The organism is Nonomuraea sp. NPDC003709 (genome assembly GCF_040610775.1).
Classification (GTDB): domain Bacteria; phylum Actinomycetota; class Actinomycetes; order Streptosporangiales; family Streptosporangiaceae; genus Nonomuraea; species Nonomuraea angiospora_A.
This window is the reverse complement of sequence record NZ_JBEXMW010000001.1, coordinates 208921-227519: the sequence shown is the minus strand read 5'-3', so window position 1 is coordinate 227519 and position 18599 is coordinate 208921. Positions and strand designations below refer to the sequence as shown.

The 18599-nt window shown below is 69.6% G+C and carries 16 protein-coding genes; 5 read left to right on the top strand and 11 right to left on the bottom strand.

The window, feature by feature from the left end; all coding sequences use genetic code 11:
- Positions 1-26: 26 nt before the first annotated feature.
- Positions 27-1433 (bottom strand): MFS transporter, encoded by a 1407-nt coding sequence (locus ABZX61_RS01155; protein ID WP_355190490.1) that lies wholly within the window; start codon positions 1431-1433, stop codon positions 27-29.
- Positions 1434-1520: 87 nt separating this feature from the next.
- Between ABZX61_RS01155 and ABZX61_RS01150 the strand changes: the two genes are divergently transcribed.
- Positions 1521-1907, top strand: coding sequence for a MarR family transcriptional regulator (locus tag ABZX61_RS01150; RefSeq protein ID WP_350731306.1), 387 nt, complete (start codon positions 1521-1523; stop codon positions 1905-1907).
- A gap of 325 nt (positions 1908-2232) precedes the next feature.
- Here ABZX61_RS01150 and ABZX61_RS01145 read toward each other — a convergent pair whose 3' ends face one another.
- The 6 genes from ABZX61_RS01145 to ABZX61_RS01120 all read right to left on the bottom strand — a co-directional run bounded on the left by ABZX61_RS01145 (position 2233) and on the right by ABZX61_RS01120 (position 9072).
- Complete coding sequence (locus tag ABZX61_RS01145) at positions 2233-3513, bottom strand: thymidine phosphorylase (RefSeq protein WP_355190488.1); 1281 nt, start codon at positions 3511-3513, stop codon at positions 2233-2235.
- On the bottom strand, positions 3514-3912 hold the full coding sequence (locus ABZX61_RS01140) for a cytidine deaminase (protein ID WP_350731303.1): 399 nt from the start codon (positions 3910-3912) through the stop codon (positions 3514-3516).
- Positions 3909-5192, bottom strand: a complete 1284-nt coding sequence (locus tag ABZX61_RS01135; protein ID WP_355190486.1) for an ABC transporter permease — start codon at positions 5190-5192, stop codon at positions 3909-3911. The genes ABZX61_RS01140 and ABZX61_RS01135 overlap by 4 nt, the downstream gene beginning before the upstream one ends.
- Positions 5189-6331 (bottom strand): ABC transporter permease, encoded by a 1143-nt coding sequence (locus ABZX61_RS01130; protein WP_350731300.1) that lies wholly within the window; start codon positions 6329-6331, stop codon positions 5189-5191. The genes ABZX61_RS01135 and ABZX61_RS01130 overlap by 4 nt, the downstream gene beginning before the upstream one ends.
- Positions 6331-7917, bottom strand: a complete 1587-nt coding sequence (locus tag ABZX61_RS01125) for an ABC transporter ATP-binding protein (protein ID WP_355190483.1) — start codon at positions 7915-7917, stop codon at positions 6331-6333. Before ABZX61_RS01125 ends, ABZX61_RS01130 begins: the two co-directional genes overlap by 1 nt.
- 84 nt (positions 7918-8001) lie before the next feature.
- Positions 8002-9072, bottom strand: a complete 1071-nt coding sequence (locus tag ABZX61_RS01120) for a BMP family ABC transporter substrate-binding protein (protein WP_355190481.1) — start codon at positions 9070-9072, stop codon at positions 8002-8004.
- 279 nt (positions 9073-9351) lie between these two features.
- Here ABZX61_RS01120 and ABZX61_RS01115 point away from each other — a divergent pair, with 279 nt between their 5' ends.
- Positions 9352-11232 (top strand): Xaa-Pro dipeptidyl-peptidase, encoded by a 1881-nt coding sequence (locus ABZX61_RS01115; RefSeq protein WP_355190479.1) that lies wholly within the window; start codon positions 9352-9354, stop codon positions 11230-11232.
- 3 nt (positions 11233-11235) lie between these two features.
- On the opposite strand, the gene ABZX61_RS01110 is transcribed toward ABZX61_RS01115, so the two are convergent.
- On the bottom strand, positions 11236-12462 hold the full coding sequence (locus ABZX61_RS01110; RefSeq protein WP_350731293.1) for a M20 family metallopeptidase: 1227 nt from the start codon (positions 12460-12462) through the stop codon (positions 11236-11238).
- 533 nt (positions 12463-12995) lie between these two features.
- Here ABZX61_RS01110 and ABZX61_RS01105 point away from each other — a divergent pair.
- Positions 12996-14348: a peptide ligase PGM1-related protein gene (locus ABZX61_RS01105; RefSeq protein WP_350731291.1), complete on the top strand. Its 1353-nt coding sequence runs from the start codon at positions 12996-12998 to the stop codon at positions 14346-14348.
- On the opposite strand, the gene ABZX61_RS01100 is transcribed toward ABZX61_RS01105, so the two are convergent.
- Positions 14320-14553, bottom strand: coding sequence for an SCO4848 family membrane protein (locus ABZX61_RS01100; protein ID WP_350731290.1), 234 nt, complete (start codon positions 14551-14553; stop codon positions 14320-14322). The two genes, ABZX61_RS01105 and ABZX61_RS01100, sit on opposite strands and share 29 nt — an antisense overlap.
- A gap of 83 nt (positions 14554-14636) precedes the next feature.
- On the opposite strand from ABZX61_RS01100, the gene ABZX61_RS01095 reads away from it, so the two are divergent.
- Positions 14637-15752 (top strand): D-alanyl-D-alanine carboxypeptidase, encoded by a 1116-nt coding sequence (locus ABZX61_RS01095; protein ID WP_355190477.1) that lies wholly within the window; start codon positions 14637-14639, stop codon positions 15750-15752.
- Here ABZX61_RS01095 and ABZX61_RS01090 read toward each other — a convergent pair.
- Positions 15741-16703: a YihY/virulence factor BrkB family protein gene (locus ABZX61_RS01090; protein WP_355190475.1), complete on the bottom strand. Its 963-nt coding sequence runs from the start codon at positions 16701-16703 to the stop codon at positions 15741-15743. The two genes, ABZX61_RS01095 and ABZX61_RS01090, sit on opposite strands and share 12 nt — an antisense overlap.
- Before the next feature lie 44 nt (positions 16704-16747).
- Positions 16748-18028, bottom strand: coding sequence for an amidohydrolase family protein (locus ABZX61_RS01085; protein WP_355190473.1), 1281 nt, complete (start codon positions 18026-18028; stop codon positions 16748-16750).
- Positions 18029-18089: 61 nt separating this feature from the next.
- Here ABZX61_RS01085 and ABZX61_RS01080 point away from each other — a divergent pair, with 61 nt between their 5' ends.
- On the top strand, positions 18090-18593 hold the full coding sequence (locus ABZX61_RS01080; RefSeq protein WP_355190472.1) for a MarR family transcriptional regulator: 504 nt from the start codon (positions 18090-18092) through the stop codon (positions 18591-18593).
- Positions 18594-18599: the final 6 nt, after the last annotated feature.

Here is an 18599-nt window from a genome sequence, read left to right as displayed (position 1 = left end):
GCCCTTTCAGTGACAAACGCCGCTGGTCAGACGGTCTCGTAGGCCTTGACGCTCTCGCTCTCGACGGCCTGGGCCTTGCGGGCGCGCAGCCCGGTAGCCGAGATCGCCAGCCCAACCAGGGCCAGCACCAGCGAGACCACGATCGCCGAGCGCAGCGAGCCGATCGAGAGCGTCTCACCGCCGCCCGAGGTGAGCACGGCGGTGACCACGGCCAGCACGATCGCGCCGCCCACCTGGCCGGAGGTGTTGAGCAGCCCGGAGGCCAGCCCCTGCTCGTCGTCGTCCACGCCGGTGGTGGCCTGGATGTTCAGCGAGGGGAACGACAGCGCGAACGCGATGCCCATCAGGAGCATGCCCGGGATCACCATGCCGCCGAGGCTGGGGGTGCGGTCGATGCCGAGGAACATGGCGTACCCGCCGGCCAGCGCGGCGGAGCCGATGACGATCAGCTTGCCGGTGCCGAACCTGTCGGCGAAGTCACCCATCTTCGTCGAGGTGAGCGCGACCAGCAGGCCGGCGGGCAGGAACGCCAGGGCGGTGCCCAGGGCCGACCAGCCGAGGAGGTTCTGGAAGTACTGCATCGCCACGAACTGGAAGGCCACGTACGAGCCCATGAGGATGAGCAGCCCCAGGTTGGCGCGGACGATGTGGCCGGAGCGCAGGATGCCGAGGCGCACCAGCGGGTGCCGCATCCGCCGCTCGGTGAAGACGAACAGGCCGAGCAGCACGGCCACCGCCACCAGCGAGCCGATGGTCTGCAGCGAGGCCCAGCCGGCCTCCGGCGCCTGCACGACCGTGAACACCAGCAGCAGCATGGACGCGGTGATCAGCGCGGCGCCGATCAGGTCGTGACCGCCTTCGGCCCGCTCGTCACGGCCGCGCAGCACCCTCGGCGCGACCAGCAGGGCGAGGATCGCCACGGGGACCGGCATCAGCAGCGTCCAGCGCCAGCCGATCTCGGTGAGCAGGCCGGACAGCACGAGGCCGAGCGAGTAACCGCTGGCGCCACAGGCGGTGAAGATGCTCAACGCCTTGTTGCGCTCGGGCCCCTCAGGAAAAGTCGTCGTGATGATCGACAAGGCCGCGGGTGCGGTGAACGCGGCGGCCACACCCTTGACGAACCGGGCCGCGATCAGCAACCCGCCGTCGTCCACAATGCCACCAAGCAACGACGCCACGGCGAAGACACCCAAAGCGACCAGGAACACCCTGCGCCGCCCGAGCAGGTCGGCGGTCCTGCCCCCGAGCAACAGAAGACCGCCGTAGCCGAGCACGTAGCCGCTGACCACCCACTGCAGAGATGACGTACTAAGGCCCAGATCGTGCTGAATGGCAGGCAGGGCGACACCGACCATCGAGACGTCAAGGGCGTCAAGGAAGATCACTGCGCAGAGCACGGCGAGCGCGCCCCAACGGGATGAGGAAGAGGACATAGAGCAGAACACTACATGCAGGCGCATCTAATGCAAACGCATTTAATGCCGTTGCATCAGTTTTAGCGAAGTGGTAACCTCCGCGACATGGACGAGGAGTTCGTGGTCGACACCTGGCATTACGTCCTGGCCAAACACGCCAAGGGCATGTGCGCCCTGGAGCGCGAGCTGGGAGATCGACATGGGCTGGGGCCCAGCGAGTTCGAGGTGCTCGATCGGATCGTCCATCATGACCGGAAGCTGCGCATCCAGGAGCTCTGCGACGAGGTCCACCTGAGCCAGAGCGCCCTGTCCCGGGTGGTGGCCCGCCTGGAGAAGGCCGCGCTCGTGTCACGCGGGGTCTGCGACGCGGACCGGCGGGGTGTGTTCGTGTGCATCACGGACGAGGGCCGCGCCCGCCACGCCGAGGCCCTCCCCACACAGCGCGCCGTCCTCGCGGAGATCTTCGCCGACGCCCCGGCCCTGGCCCGCTGACACCCGGCTGACCACCGCAGAGCCCGACGCCCTATCCCCCGAAGGACCTCAGGGACGACCCCACCGACCGTGGCCGGTGTCCTTTGGGTGAAAGGGTGAAATGCACGTCGTGGAGCTCCCTGAGCGACCCAGCCCGCGACGGCGGGCGTCCTTTCGGGTGAGAGGGTGAGAGGCACGTCGCAAGGCGCCCATCACGCCCCGCAGCGCCCCGGTCCCAAGGGACCCCAGCCCGCGACGACGGGACGAGCCCGCCGACCGTGGCCGGTGTCCTTCGGGGAGGGGATTGGGTGCGCGACGGTGGGGCGTCCGCCGGGGGTGGGGTGGGTCAGGAGGCGGTGATGCGGTCGATGACCAGGGGGAGGTGTTCCTCGCCCGCCGAGCCCACCGCGTAGCCGCCCTCCAGCGCCTCAAGAGCGCGCTCGAACCGAGCCGTCTCGTCCGCGTGCAGCGTCATCAGCGGCTGCCCCTCCCGCACCAGGTCTCCAGGCTTGGCGTGCAGGGTGATCCCGGCCCCGAGCGACACCGGGTCCTCCTTGCGCGCCCGTCCGGCGCCCAGGCGCCAGGCGGCCAGGCCCACGGCGTACGCGTCCAGCCGGGTCACCACCCCGGACGCGGGCGCCTCCACGGTCAGGGTCTCGGCCGCCCGGGGAAGCAGGGCGTCCGGATCGCCGCCCTGCGCCAGGATCATCCGCCGCCACGCGTCCATGGCCGACCCGTCGGCGAGGGCCTTGGCGGGGTCCTTGCCGGACGACACCCCGGCCGCCTCCAGCATCTCGCGCGCCAGCCGTACCGTCAGCTCCACCACGTCGGCGGGCCCGCCTCCGGCGAGCACCTCGACCGACTCCGCGACCTCCAGCGCGTTCCCCACGGCCAGGCCCAGCGGCCGGTCCATCGCGGTCAGCAGGGCCACGGTGCGCACCCCGGCGTCCGTCCCGAGGGCCACCATGGTCTCGGCCAGTTCCCGAGCTGTCTCGGAGGTCTTCATGAACGCCCCCGAGCCCACCTTCACGTCGAGGACGAGCGAGCCGGTGCCCTCGGCGATCTTCTTGGACATGATCGACGAGGCGATCAGCGGGATCGACTCGACGGTGCCGGTGACGTCGCGCAGCGCGTACAGCTTCTTGTCGGCGGGGGCCAGCCCCGACCCGGCCGCGCACACGACAGCGCCCGCCGAGCGCAGGACCTGCAGCATCTCACCGTTGGAGAGCGAGGCCCGCCAGCCGGGGATCGACTCGAGCTTGTCGAGCGTGCCGCCGGTGTGCCCGAGGCCGCGGCCCGAGAGCTGCGGCACGTACGCCCCGCAGGCCGCCACCAGGGGCGCCAGCGGCAGCGTGATCTTGTCGCCCACACCGCCGGTCGAGTGCTTGTCGGCGGTGGGCCGGTCGAGCGCGGACCAGTCCATGCGCTCGCCCGAGCGGATCATGGCCTGGGTCCAGTCGGCGATCTCGCGGCGGTTCATGCCGTTCAGGAGGATGGCCATGGCCAGCGCGGACATCTGCTCGTCGGCCACGCCGCCGCGCGTGTAGGAGTCGATCACCCAGTCGATCTGGGCCGTGGTCAGCTCGCCGCCGTCACGCTTGGCGCGGATGACCTCGATCGCGTCCATTCAGGCGCTCCGGCTGAGGTCCTGGGGGCCGAACGCGTACGGCAGGATCTCCGCCATCCGCTTCGGCCCGTCCACGGTCTCGACCAGCAGGTCCTCGCCGCCGAACTCGTACAGCAGCTGACGGCAGCGCCCGCACGGCATCAGCAGCTCACCGTGCCCGTCCACGCAGGTGAAGGCCACCAGCCGGCCGCCGCCCGTCGCCTGCAGCGCCGACACCAGGCCGCACTCGGCGCACAGGCCCACGCCGTAGGAGGCGTTCTCGACGTTGCAGCCCGTGACGATCCGCCCGTCGTCCACCAGCGCCGCCGCCCCCACAGGGAACTTCGAGTACGGCGCGTACGCGTTGTGCATGGCCTGCGTGGCCTCGAAACGCAGGCCGTCCCAGTTGATGGTGCTCAATGTTGTTCTCCCCGGCGGTAGCGCACGCCGTCGGCCTTGGGCATTCGCAGTCGCTGCGAAGCCACCAGGAGCACGATCAGCGTGAGCACGTGTGGTGTGATGAAGACGAACTCGCTCGGCAGCTGGTCGACGGTCCGCCAGAGCCAGAAGAGCACGACCATGCCCGCGGCGGCGACCGCCATCAGCGTATATTCCCTGGCGCTCCTGGCCTCGAGCTCGGCGGGCCGGCCGGGTGACAACATCCGGCGAACCCTGACGATCAGGTAGATGAGCAGCAGCATGGCGCCGAACAGGAAGAACGAGGTGATCGCCCCAGTGGTGCTGCGCAGCTGGAGCCCGCTGGCGTAGCCGAACAGCGAGGAGCCGATGGCGAGTCCGCCCGGGCGCCAGTTGCCGAAGATCATGGCGGCCAGGCCGATGAAGCCGCGCCCTTGCGTCTGGCCCTCGACGTACTTGGAGGAGACGAAGACCAGGAACACGCCGCCGAGCCCGGCGTACGCGCCGGACATGACGACCGCGAAGTACTTGATCCGGTAGACGTTCACGCCCAGCGACTCGGCCGCCCACGGGTTCTCGCCCACCGAGCGCAGGCGCAACCCGAACGGGGTGTGCCAGAGCACGAAGAACGTCAGGGGCAGCAGCAGGACCGCCAGGATGACCAGCACGTTCACTTCGTGCGTGAGCCCGCGCAGGATGCCCGCCAGGTCCGAGAGGAGGAACCAGTGAGTCCCTTCCAGCTTGCCCAGGAGGTCCGGCCCGTCGGAGAGCAGCGGCAGGCTGGGCGTCGGCGCGGGCGAGGTGATCGCCGGTGAGCCGGTGAAGCCCGCGCCCGCGTCCGCCGCGGCGGTGCCGTCCTTGTAGAACACCTCGGACAGGAAGCGGGTGATGCCGGGGCCGAGCAGGTTGATCGCGACGCCGCTGATGATGTGGTCGACGCCGAACGTCACGGTCGCGATGGCGTGGATGAGGCCGCCGAGCGCGCCGCCGAGCAGCCCGGCCAGCAGCGCGGCCCAGGCGCCCCACTGGTATCCGGCCCAGCCGGCGAACCAGGTGCCGAGCACCATCATGCCTTCGAGGCCGATGTTGACGACGCCGGCCCGCTCGGCCCACAGGCCGCCGAGGCCGGCCAGGGCGATCGGCACCGCCAGCATCAGGGCGGCGGCGAACATGCCGGACGAGGTGATGTCGTTCTGGCCGGACGCGACGCGTACCAGCGACATCAGCAGGATGAGCGCGGCGACTCCGATGAGCGCCAGGTGGTACTTGCTTAGCCTGGTCATGCTGCCACCTCAACCGGGGTCTTGCTGCTGAGCTGCTGGGCGGCCCGGCGCTCCTCGAGTCTGAGCGCGAGCCGGTTCGTCACCTCGTTGGCCACGACGACCAGCAGGACGGTGACGCCCTGGATGATCGTGATGACGGACGGCGGGACGTTCGCGATCTGCAGGGGGCCCTGCGCCCGGTCGAGGAAGGCGAACAGCAACGCGGCGACCGCGATGCCGACGGGCTTGTTCCTGCCGAGCAGCGCCACCGCGATGCCGAGGAAGCCCAGACCGGCGGTGAAGTTGGAGTTGAACGCGCCCTTGTCGCCGAGGATCTCGGGCAGGCCGATGAGCCCGGCGATCGCGCCGGACAGCACCATCGCCGCGATGACCATGGTCTTGGGGTTCACGCCGGAGGCGAGCGCGGCCGGGCCGTTGAGGCCGCTGGCCTTGACGTTGAAGCCGAACCGGGTCCGCTCCAGCACCACCCAGATCACCACGCCGAGCACGATCGCCACGATCAGGAAGCCCCACAGGCCACCGCCGCGCGTGGGCGGGAGCAGGCCGAACCCCTCGAACAGGAAGTTCAGGTTGGGGAACATGGCCGACTCGGGCAGCTGCGGCGTGGTCGTGGTGAGCTGGCCCGCGGCGCGCTGGCCCGCGAAGGGGCCGCGTACGAGGTAGGACGCGATGTTGATCGCGACGTAGTTCAGCATGATCGTGGCGATGACCTCGTTCACGCCCCTGGTCACCTTCATGACCGCGGGGATCAGCGCGTAGAGGCCACCGACGGCCGCGGCGACCACGATGATCACCGCGATCTGGATCGGGGCGGGCGCCTCGAACGTCGAGCCCACGTACGCGGCGACGATGGCCGCGAGCCGGTACTGGCCCTCAACGCCGATGTTGAAGAGGTTCATGCGGAAGCCGACGGCCACCGCGAGACCGGCGATGAACAGGGGCACGGCCCGGTTGAGGAAGGCCGCGATGCCGTTGGAGACGGCCCGCGGGGTCGCGCCGAAGTCGAAGAAGGCGGCGAACGCGTCGAGCGGGCTGGCGCCCGCCGCGGTGATCGCCACGCTGGAGATCGCGACCGCGAGGACGATGGCGACGACGGCGCCCGCCACGGTGAGCAGCGCCCGGTTGAGCCCGGCGGGCATCACGTCTCCTCAGTGCCGGCGATGGCGCCGGTCATGTAGCCGCCCAGCCGCTCGGGCGTGACGTCGGAAGGATCGAGCGCGGCCACGAGCCGCCCGCGGTAGATCACCTGGAGCGTGTCGGACAGGCCGATCAGCTCGTCGAGGTCGGCGGAGATGAGCAGCACGGCCAACCCGGCGGCTCTTGCGTTGCGCAGGTGGTCCCAGATGGCGGCCTGCGCGCCGACGTCCACGCCTCTGGTGGGGTGGGCGGCGATGAGGAACCTCGGCTCGCCGCTCATCTCGCGGCCCACGATCAGCTTCTGCTGGTTACCGCCCGACAGGGCCAGGGCCAGCGTGTCGACGCCGGGCGTGCGTACGTCGTAGTCCTTGACGATGCGCTCGGTGTCGGCCTTCGAGGCCCGCCGGTTGATCCAGATGCCGCTGCGCGCGGGCTTCCTGGTCTGGTGGCCGAGCACGCGGTTCTCCCACAGCGAGGCCTCCAGCAGCAGGCCCTGCCGGTGCCGGTCCTCCGGGATGTAGCCGATGCCGGCCTCTCTGCGCTTGAGCGTGGACCATTGGCTGATGTCCTGGCCGTCCAGCTCGATGCTGCCGTGCGCGGGCCGGATGCCCATGATCGCCTCGATCAGCTCGGACTGGCCGTTGCCCTCGACACCGGCGATGCCGAGGATCTCGCCCCGGTGGATCTCGAACGACACGTCGTCGAGGAGCAGCCGTTTGCCTTCTTCGCGCAGCTTGGCCGGGTCGGCGGCGGCGTGGTAGCCGTCGGCCTCCATGGTGACCTGGGCGACCCGCAGCGTCACGACGTCGGTCACCGTGGACTCGCGGGTCTCGGGCGTGGGCAGCTCGCTGCCGACCATCAGCTCGGCGAGCTGGCGCGCCGTGACCTCGCGGGGGTCCACGCTCGCGACCGTGGTGCCGCGCCGGATCACGGTGATCGCGTCGGCGATGCCGAGCACCTCGTCGAGCTTGTGGGAGATGAAGATGACGGTCAGGCCGTCGGCCTTGAGCTCGCGCAGGTTCTGGAAGAGCTCCTCGACCTCCTGCGGCACGAGCACGGCCGTCGGCTCGTCGAGGATGAGGATGCGCGCGCCCCGGTAGAGGACCTTGAGGATCTCGACGCGCTGGCGGTCGCCGACGCCGAGGTCCTCCACGAGCTTGTCGGGGTCGACCCGCAGGCCGTGGCTCTCGGCCAGCGCGGTGATGCGTTTCCGGGCGGAGGCCGTGTCGAGCATGCCGGCCTTCTTCGGCTCGGCCCCGAGGACGACGTTCTCCAGCACGGTGAGGTTGTCGGCCAGCATGAAGTGCTGGTGGACCATGCCGATGCCGACGCCGATGGCGTCGCTCGGCGTACGGAAACTGACCTCGGCGCCGTTGATCCTGATGGTGCCCTCGTCCGGCTTCTGCATGCCGTACAGGATCTTCATCAGCGTTGACTTGCCCGCGCCGTTCTCCCCGACGATGGCGTGCACCGTCCCTGGTTCGACGGTGATGCGGATGTCGTGGTTCGCGACGACACCGGGGAAACGCTTGGTGATGCCCTCCAGCTCTACAGCGGGTTTCGCCGTGGCCAGGGTGTCAGCACTCATTTCGCCTCTCCTAGCGGGGGGCGGGGGATAGACAGAAGGCCCGAAGTGGGGACTCCGGGCCCTCAGCTGTCACTCCTACCCCGATTACGGCTTCGACGGAACCGTGATTTTGCCGTCGACGATGTCCTTCTTGGCCGCGTCGAGCTTGTCCTTGATGTCGTCGATCTCGCCGCCGGTGGTGGACAGGCCCACGCCGTCGACCTTGAGGTCGTACGTGATGTTGGAGCCGCCCTTGGCACCGCCCTGGAAGGCCTTGATGAACTCGAACACGCCGACGTCGACCCGCTTGAGCATCGAGGTCATGATGACGCCCTGCAGGTCGGTCTCCTTGACCGTCTGGCGCTGGTCGGAGTCGACGCCGATGGCCTTCTTCTTGGCCGCGGCCGCCGCCTGGAACACGCCCAGGCCGGAGTCGCCGGAGGCGTGGTAGACGATGTCGGCGCCGTCCTGGTACATCTTCTCGGCCGCGACCTTGCCCTTGTCGGGGGCCTTGAAGCCGGAGAAGTCACCGTCGGGGGTGAGGTACTTGATGTCGATCTTGGCGTCCGGCTTGACCGACTTCACGCCGGCCACGAAGCCCGCCTCGAACTTCTTGATCAGGTCGTTCTCGACGCCGCCGACGAAGCCCACGTGGTTGGACTTGGACTTGGTGGCCGCCGCGACGCCCGCCAGGTAGGAGCCCTGCTCCTCGGCGAACAGCAGGCCGGTCACGTTCGGCCCGTTGGAGGCGGAGTCGACCACCGCGAACTGGATGTCGGGGTACTCGGCCGCCGTCTTCTTGATGTCGTCGCCGTACGCGAAGCCGACGCCGATGATCGGGTTGTAACCCGCGTCGGCGAGCTGGCGCAGCAGGTCGCCACGGTTGGAGCCGTCGGCCGCCGGGCTCAGCTCCTTGATGTCCGCGCTGAGGTCCGTCTTGGCCTTCTCCAGACCGGCGTAGGCCGCGTCGTTGAAGGACTTGTCGCCCCGGCCGCCGACGTCGAACGCCAGCCCCACCTTGAGCGCGCCCTTCGACGCCTCGCTGCTCGCACCGGCACTGCTGGGCGCCTCGCTGGCCGTGGTACCCCCACCACTGCCGCCGCAGGCCGCCGCGGCCATGAGCATGACCCCGGCCACGGAGCCGATCGCCATCCTGCTGAATCGCTTGCCGAGCAAGGCGACTCCCTTCCATTTCCCCGTCGTCCTCGCCGCTGTCAGGCCCAAAAGAACGTACGGCACCTGCACGGAAGATAGTTGCTTGACCAGGGCGAACCAAACCAGCGCACAGGGTCGCAACCGCTCCGTTATCGACATCACTCGCGTCCGTGACCTGAAGGACGAATCTGGAGCAATCCGTGACACACGGAAGGTTTTGCCCAACTTTGACCCCTTGTGCCGGCGCGGATCATGACGGAGATTCCGACAGACGGTGGAAACCTGATCTCGGAGCCCCGTATGCATCCTTGGAAGGTCCTGACAGTGCCGCTGGCCACACTGCTCGTCGTGGCCCTGAGTGGAAACACGCCCGCGACGGCCGACGCACCGGCCGTCAAGATCGAGAACAACGCCACCCAGCCCGTCTTCTCCCGCGCGGACGCCGTCAAGCAGACGGTGTTCGTCGAGGTCGAGGGCACCGACAGCGACAACGACGGCAAGCCCGACCGGGTCGCCGTCGACATCCTGCGCCCCAAGGAGACCGACCAGGGGCTGAAGGTCCCGGTCATCATGGAGGCCAGCCCGTACTACGCCGGCGGCAACGACGTTCCCAACCACCCCGTGGACGTGGACGCGAACGGCAACCCGCTGCCCACCTTCGCCGCCGCCACGAACAAGCTGGCCGCCGAGCCCTTCGACGGCTACTACGACAACTACTTCCTGCCCCGCGGGTACGCCATCGCGCTGGTGGAGAACCTCGGCAGCGGCCGCGCCACCGGCTGCCCCACCTCCGGCGACCGCAACGAGACGGCCGGCCCGAAGGCCGCGATCGACTGGCTGAACGGCCGCGCCAAGGGCTTCGACGCCGCCGGCAACCCGATCGAGGCCACCTGGTCGACGGGCAAGGTCGGCATGATCGGCGTCTCGTACAACGGCACGCTGCCCAACGCGGTCGCCACGACCGGCGTCGAGGGCCTGAAGACGATCGTGCCGATCGCCTCGATCTCCAGCTGGTACGACTACTACCGCGCCAACGGCGGCGTGCTGGCGCCCGGCGGCTTCCAGGGCGAGGACCTGGACGTGCTCGCCAAGTACGTGCTGACCAGGCAGGACGGCCAGGCCGCCTGCGGCGCCCTGATCGACGGGATCACCACGGCCCAGGACCGGATCACCGGCGACTACAGCCAGATGTGGGACGCCCGCAACTACCTGAACGACGTCGGCAAGGTCAAGGCCAGCGTCTTCCTCGTGCACGGGCTCAACGACTGGAACGTCAAGACCAAGCAGTTCGCCCAGTGGTGGTACGCCCTGGCCAAGCGGCACGTGCCGCGCAAGATCTGGCTGCACCAGGGCACCCACATGAACCCCTTCAACCTGCGCACGGTCGAGTGGCTGCGCCAGCTGCACGGCTGGTTCGACTACTGGCTGTACGGGATCGACTCGGGCATCATGCGCGAGCCGCAGGCCGACGTGGAGATCGCGCCCGGCCAGTGGGCCCAGCACGCCTCATGGCCGCTGCCCGGCGCGGCCACGGTGCCGCTCTGGACGGGCTCGGGCTCGAAGCTGGGCCTGCTGCCCAGCCCGCGCTCGGCCAGGGAGTCGTTCGTGGACCAGAAGTCCAGGACGGCCGAGCAGCTCGTGGAGGCCACGGGCTCCGATCCGAACCGGCTGGCGTACGTGACCGGCGACCTGCCCGCCGACGTGCGGATCTCCGGCACCCCGACGGTGTCGGTGCGGGCATCGTTGAAGGACGGCTCCTCGCCGTACCTGACGGCCCTGCTGGTGGACTACGGCACGGACGTGCGCGCCAACGGCTCCCTGGTCTCGACCGGCCAGTCCTACTGCTACGGCGAGGGCGTCCCGGGTGACACGGGCTGCACGACCCTCAGGACGCTCGGCACCGCCACCACCCCGTACAAGATCGTCACCAGGGGCTGGCTGGACGTCCGCAACCGGCACCGCGCGGACCGGACCGAGGCCCTGCGCCCGGGCAAGGAGTACACGTTCACGTGGGACTTCCAGCCGACGGACTACCTGTTCAAGAAGGGCCACCGGCTGGGCCTCGTGATCATCTCGACCGACGTCGACTACACCCTGCGGTACCCGCCGGGCACGAAGGTCACGGTCTCGCCCGGGCAGTCGTCGCTGCGACTGCCCGTGGTCTTCGGCAAGCTGCTGTAGGGACTAGGCCATCGCGGTGGTGGTGACCGTGTCGAGCGGGCCGACCTCCCACAGCGCGGTCAGCGCCGTGGCGGCCATGACGCGCACGCCCATCGCGATCGCCTTCTCGTCGACGTCGAAGGTGCCCTGGTGGATGTCGTACGTCACGCCGTCGGGCGAACGCGTGCCCAGGCGGGCGAACGCGCCGGGGATCGACTCGAGGTACCAGGCGAAGTCCTCGCCGCCGAGTGACTGCTGGGTCGGGACCACCGCGCCCGCGCCCAGCACGCGCTCGGCGGCCTCGGCCAGCATCTCGACGCTGACCTCGTCGTTGACGACCGGCGGCACGCCGCGCGTGTAGTCCATCTCGGCCTCCACGCCGTAGGCGCCGGCCACCGACTCCAGCAGCGACTTGATCAGGTCGGGGGCGGCGTGCCACGCGCCCTCGTCGAGGCAGCGGACCGTCCCGGCGGCCAGGCCGTCGTCGGGGATAGCGTTGGCCGCCGTGCCGGCCTCGACCTTGCCCCAGACCAAGCTCAGCGAGGAGCGCGGGTCGACCCGGCGCGACAGGGCGGCGGGCAGCTCGGTGAGGATCTTGGCCAGGGCGAAGACCAGGTCGGCGGTCAGGTGGGGGCGGGCGGTGTGCCCGCCGGGGCCCGACACCCTGACGACCAGCTTGTCGCAGGCCGAGGTGATCGGGCCGGCCTTGAGCCCGACCTGGCCGACGTCCACGCGCGGGTCGCAGTGGAGGCCGAAGATACGGTCGACGCCGCTGATGCCGCCCTGGGCCATGACCTCGAGCGCGCCGCCGGGCAGCTCCTCGGCGGGCTGGAAGATCAGCCGCACCCGGCCGGGCAGCAGGCCGGCGGCGGCCTGCTGGGCGAGGAAGAGCGAGGTGCCGAGCAGGACCGTGGTGTGCACGTCATGACCGCACGCGTGGCAGACACCGGCCACGGTGGAGCGGTAGGACACGTCCTTCTCGTCCTGCAGCGGCAGCGCGTCGATGTCGGCGCGCAGCGCGACGGTCGGCCCGTCGCCGCTGCCCACGTCGCAGATCAACCCGGTGCCGCGCGGGAGCACCGAGGGGGTCAACCCGGCGGCGGTGAGCCGCTCGGCGATCCGCTGCGTCGTGCGATATTCCGCGAAGGCCAACTCAGGGTGCATGTGCAGGTCGCGGCGGAACGCCACGAGATCCTGCTCGGTCTCCGCCAGGAACGCGTCGAGTTCCCCCCGAAGCTCACGTCCCCGCATATGTCACCGTCCCGTCCATGCCGCGCGCACCAATATGTCTGACCACCGCGGCTCATCCGCTGTGAAAGCTCGTCATCCCGCCGTGGCCTCCCGGTCGAGCGGCACACTCGGCGGATCAAAAAACACACCCAATTGGTAAGGGTGCGCGAGATCGTCAGCATGGGCTTTGCGTTCGTCAGTCGCGAGCGCCGCTGCAGCCCGGGAGCACAGCGGTCGGCCGTGAGCCCGATGGCGATGGTTCGACTTTATCGCCCCGGCGCAAGTTCGCGGTGACAGATACTCCAAAAGTTCCTGCGAGCATGTCCGTAACCCCAGGTGGTCACGGTCCGTGAACGTTCAGGTGATCCGGAAATGGTCACAACGGATCAGTAGATCATGACCCGATGCTGCCAGTTCAAACGTGGTCAGCGATTCCGAATCCTGTCACCTTCTGTCATGGTCATCACACTTCGACGATGGCTGCATTTGAGAAGAATGCGTGTTTCACTCGCAATATGATCACTAATATCCCGTTCGGGGAGAAGTATGCTGGGTTGAGCATCTTCAAGCCGAGCGAGGGGACCCTGGTGGTCGTACCCTCGCTCTCCCTTCCTCAGGATGAGCTCCGCCGGATCACAGGGGCCAGATCCTACGAGGAGCGGCTGCTGTTCCTGCTGCTCACGCTCCGCGAGCCCGGGGTCAAGGTGGTCTACCTCTCCTCCGCGCCCATCGACCCCGACATCATCGACTACTACTTCGCGTTCCTGCCGGATCCGGATGACGCGGCCAAACGGCTCACGCTGATCAGCCTCGACGACCCTTGGTCTCAGCCGCTGACCAAGGCCCTGCTCGCCCGCCCGGACGCGCTGGAGCAAGTGCGCGCGGCCATCGAGGGCGACGCCTGGCTGGTGCCGTTCGTCCTGAGCGAGCTCGAGGAGGAGCTCGCCTCGTTACTCAACGTCCCCCTCTACGGACCGGCCACCGCCCTGGCCTATTACGGCTCCAAGAGCGGGGCGCGCGAGGTCGGCCACGAGGCGGGCGTACCGATGGCGCGGGGCTTCGGCGACGTCCGGCACGTACTGGAGATCGAGGAGGCGATCGAGGCCCTGCCGGGCGAGCGGGTGATCGTCAAGCTGAACGACAGCTACTCCGGGCTCGGCAACGCGATCGTCACCAAGGCCGACCGGTCGCTGACCAGCTTCTCGGCCTCCGGGGAGACCTGGGCCAATTTCACCGCGAAGATCAGGGATCGGGGGGCGGTGGTCGAGGAGTTCATCGAGCACCGGCCGCTGTACTACCCGAGCGCGCTGGCCTGCATCACACCGGGCGGCACCGCGCAGGTGCTGGCCACGCACGACCAGATCCTCGGCGGGCCCAACGGCCACGTCTACCAGGGCTGCACGTTCCCCGCGGCGCTCGAGTACCGGGCCGAGGTGGGCTCGTCCGCCGAGCGGATCGCCCAGGTGCTGGCCGATCGGGGCGTGGTGGGGATATTCGGCATGGACTTCTTCGCGCTGAAGGCCGACGCCGGGTACGCGGCGCTGCTGTGCGAGATCAATCTGCGGATCGGCGGCACCACGCATCCGTTCGGCGCCGCCGTGCTGACGACCGGGGCCACGTACGATCCGGCCACCGGCCTCCTCATGTCCGGAAATCAGCCGAAGTTCTACACCGCGACCGACAACTGCTCATCGACCTGCCTGCGCGGGCGCAGCCCCGGCGAGGTCGTGCGCATGGCCGATCGGCTCGGGGTCGGGTTCGACGCGGAACGGCGTACCGGGAACGTCTTCCACCTGCTCGGCGCCGTGCCCGAGCACGGGAAGCTGGGCTTCACCACGATCGGCGACTCCCGGGAGGAGGCGGACGAGCTGCACGCCCTCACCCGGCGTCTCCTGTGCGGCCCGTGACCCCCTTCTCGCGACTCCCGCGCAACCCCCGCCAGCCGATGATCCCCAGCACGATGGCGAGGATGATGTTCACCGCGATCAGGATTCCGTGCACCACGTAGAAGCTGGTCGGATGCCCGTCGGCCAAGTTAAACCCGAGGTTCACCCACTCGAAAATCATGAATGCGCCGAGGATGATGAGGAATCCGGCGATCTTTCGTGACATGAGCGCCTCTCTAGTATCGAAGGTGGATCAACGGGGGATGTGTCGCCACATGGGCATTCACTCGAAGCTACGCTGAGACCGCCATGTGGACGAAACTCGTGCCGGTCACGGCACTCATCGCCTCGGTCTCGCTCACCGGCGGGACCGCATATGCCGCCGCTCCGACGACACCGGTCGGGGGTGAGGCGCTGGGCAGCCGCGGCCTGGTGACGCCCGAGGGCGTCAAGGAACCGCCCAAAACCCAGGCTACGTCGTACGTCGTCGCGGACGCGGACACGGGTGAGGTGCTCGCGGCCAAGGACCCTCATGGGCGCTACCTGCCGGCCAGCACGCTCAAGACGCTGACCGCGCTCACGCTCATTCCCAAGCTCGACAAGGACCGCAGGATCCGGCCCAGCGAGAACGCCTGCAACCAGGAGGGCACGGCGGTCGGCCTGTCGGTCAAGGCGACGTACAAGATCGACGACCTGTTCAGGGCGCTGATGATGTCGTCGGGGAACGACGCGGCCATGGCCCTGGCCGAGACGAACGGCGGCGTCGCCAAGACCATGAGCGACATGAACGCCACGGCCAAGCGGCTGCAGGCGTACGATACCGTGGCCAAGACGCCCAGCGGGCTGGACAAGCCGGGGCAGAGCAGCTCGGCGTACGACCTGGCGCTGATCGCCCGCGCCGGCCTCGCCAATCCCGCTTTCCGCGGATATATCAGTACGAAGACGTCCAAGTTCCCCGCGCCCAAGGGCTACTACGAGATCAGCAACCACAACAAGCTGCTCTGGCGCTACAAGGGCATGATCGGCATCAAGAACGGCTGGACCTCGAAGGCCCTGGGCAGCTTCGTCGGCGCGGCCACCCGCGACGGGCACACGATCGTCGTGAGCATCATGCGGCACGAGGGGTACTTCTGGGAAGAGGTGGCCAAACTGCTCGACTGGGGCTTCTCGGTCAGGGGCAAGGTCCAGCCGGTCGGCCGGCTCGTCGACCCGCTCCCGGCGGTCCAGGCCGCACCGCGCTCCTCCGCTCCGCCGGCCTCCAAGGTCACGCCCGCGGCCCAGCCGCCGCTGCTGGACACGGCCGCCTCCAAGCAGACCGACTCCACGAAGACGATCGGATCCGTGGTGATCGGCGGAGGGCTGCTGTTCGGGCTGGTCTGGCTCGGGTTCGGCATCCGCCGCCGGCGCGGCCGCTCAGGCTCCTGACGTGCCCTCGCGCACGGCCCAGCCGTCCGGGTTCCAGGACGGGACCGGGGTCGGAGAAGGCGGCGGGCAGCGGCCGGCGGTGGCCGTCCAGGCGGCGACGTAGAGCACGAGCCTGGCCGAGAAGTTGATCCAGACGAGCAACCCGACGATGACGGCGAACGTCCCGTAGATCGGGTTGCTCAGCGTCTGCCCGAGCAGCAGCGTCGCCGCCTGCTTGAGCACCCCGAACCCGATCGCGCCCAGCAGCGCCCCCCTGGCGATCAGCCGGAACGGCCGGGTCGGCCGGTCCACCCACCCGAGCAGGATCAGGAACAGCAGCCAGTCGGCCCCCACGCTCGCCACCACGCCCGCGAGCCGCAGCCCCCAGGTGGCCAGCGCCGACTCGCTCCCGAAGACGAACTGCATGACCTTGTCCGTGGCCGTGGTGGCGAACCCGGCGACCAGCACGGACGCGATCATCGTGACCCCGATCAGGAGGATCGAGGCCAGGTCGCGCAGCTTGCCGACGAGGAAGCTGAGCGGCGGCGCGGTGGTCATCGACATCTCGCGCAGGGCCCCGCGCAGCGCGTCCAGCGCGCCGAGCCCGGCGTAGAGCAGACCGAGCAGACCGATGACCCCGGCCGTCTGCCTGGCCGTGGCGATGGCGTCGAGGTTGAGCTGGGTGGCGATGCCGGGCAGCCGCTCGACGATCGCCTTCTCCAGCGCGTCCCTGGTGGCCTCGCTGGTCGCCACCACGAACCCGAGCACCGCGTACGAGAGCGCCACGAGCGGGAAGAACGACAGGAACGCGTAGTAGGTGACGGCGCCCGCCAGCGTGTCGCCGGACTGGTGCTGGTAACGCCGCACCGCCCTGATCGCGTGGTCCAACGCCGGACGCCGTTCCCGCCAGCGTGTCACCTTGCGGCGGCCCCGGGCCTTGACCGACTCGATCCGCTTCATCACGCTCGCCATCACGCGCCTCCTGGGGACCCACTACCCCGGCGCCGGGGCGACGATCAGGGGTTCGCCACCATATCCGCCGATTCGATCAGTGTGGAGAGGACCGCCGCCACGTCGTGGTGGAGCAGCCGCCCGTCACGCTTGACCACCCGGCCCCCGACCAGCACCGTGTCCACGGCGCTGGTGTCGGCGTTGAGCACGACGGCGCCGATCGGATCGTGCGCCGCTGCCATGCCGAACGTGTCCGTACGCAGCAGCACGAGGTCGGCCTGCTTGCCCGGCCGCAGCGAGCCGATGACGTCGGCGAGGCCCAGCACCTGGGCGCCCTCGATGGTGGCCATGCGCAGCGCGTCGCGGGTGGTGAAGCCCATTCCGGCGCCGTCGGGGCGGCCGCGTTCGAGCAGGTGGACCGCCCGCATCAGGCTGAACAGGTCCCCCGGCGCGCAGACCACGGTGTCCGCGCCGAGGCCGGTCGGGATCCCCGCCGCCCTCAGCCGGCCGGTGGCGGGGTAGCCGAGGCCCAGGTTCATCTCGTCCACGGGGGCGAGCGAGGCGGTGCCGCCGGCGGCCGCGATGCGCCGGAGCGCCTCGTCGGTGTAGTGCAGCGCGTGCACGAAGGTCGTGGGGGTGGCCAGGAGGCCGTTCGCCTCCAGGAACGCGAGCCCGCGCTCGGCGCTCTCCGGGCCGTGGCCGCCCAGGTGCGCGGTGACGGGAAGACCGAGCTCGGCCGCCACGCGCCACTCCTCAAGCGAGCGCTCCTCCCCCACGATCTCCGGGCCGAGCGCCGCGACCACCATCGTGACCAGCCCGGACGAGCAGAAGAGCGAGTCGTGGACCCGCCGGGTCTCCTTGGTCAGTTCGTCGGAATCGCCGCCGTAGCAGTAGCCGAACACGGCCCGGATGCCCGACTCGCCCAGCCCTCGCACGGCCGCGTCGGTGTGCTCCGGGCTGAACTGGACGTGCGACCAGTCGAGCAGCGTGGTGATGCCCGCGTCCAGGCACTCCAGCGCGCCCGCGAGGTTGCCCGCGTAGACGTCCTGGGGGCGGTGGCGGGGTGCGAGCTCGGTGAGGACCCGCCGCAGGTAGGTGTCGAACGTGATGTCGGGCGCGACGGCCCTGATGCCCGCCTGCCAGGTGTGGCGGTGGGTGTCGACGAAGCCGGGGAGCACGATCCGCCCGGTCGCGTCGATCACCTCCGCACCCGGGACGTCCGGCAGGCCGGGGCCCACTTCGGCGATGAGGCCGTCCTCGATCCGCACGTCCACCCGACCCAGCACGACGGGCTCGGGCTCGGTGTCCACGACGACGCCGTTCCTGATCAAGATCGTAGATGTCATGACCGAAAGCTTAGTAAGAAGCTTTTCGAAAAGCAATATTGTGACAGGTATCCTCGATGGCGTGACACACGATGAGGTCGACGCGCTGGTCCCCCGCTGGAAGGACGCGGGCCTGTCGCCGTCGCTCATCGCCGCCCTGGAGCTCAGTAAGCGGACGGCGCGGCTCCATCTGCTGTTCGATCAGGTGATCAAGGCCGAGCTGGCCGAGCTGGGGCTGACGTATGCCGAGTTCGACGTGCTGGCCGCGCTCAGCCGGGCGCCGGCGTGCCGGATGAAGCCGAGCGAGCTGTCGAAGGCGCTGTTCCTGACGTCGGGCGGGATCAGCAACGTGCTGCAGCGGCTGGCGGCGGCGGGATACGTCGAGCGCGAGGCCGACGCGGGCGACGCGCGCAGCCGCTGGGTGCAGCTCACCGAAGAGGGGCAGCGCGTGGCGGAGGCCGCGCTGGTGGCCTCGGGGCGGGCGACCGAGGAGGTGGCGGGCGGGATCCCGGACGAGGTCGTGCGCGAGGCGGCCGACGCGCTGCGCGAGGTCCTTTCCCGCCTCGGCCGCCGCCGCTTCCGCTGACCCCCG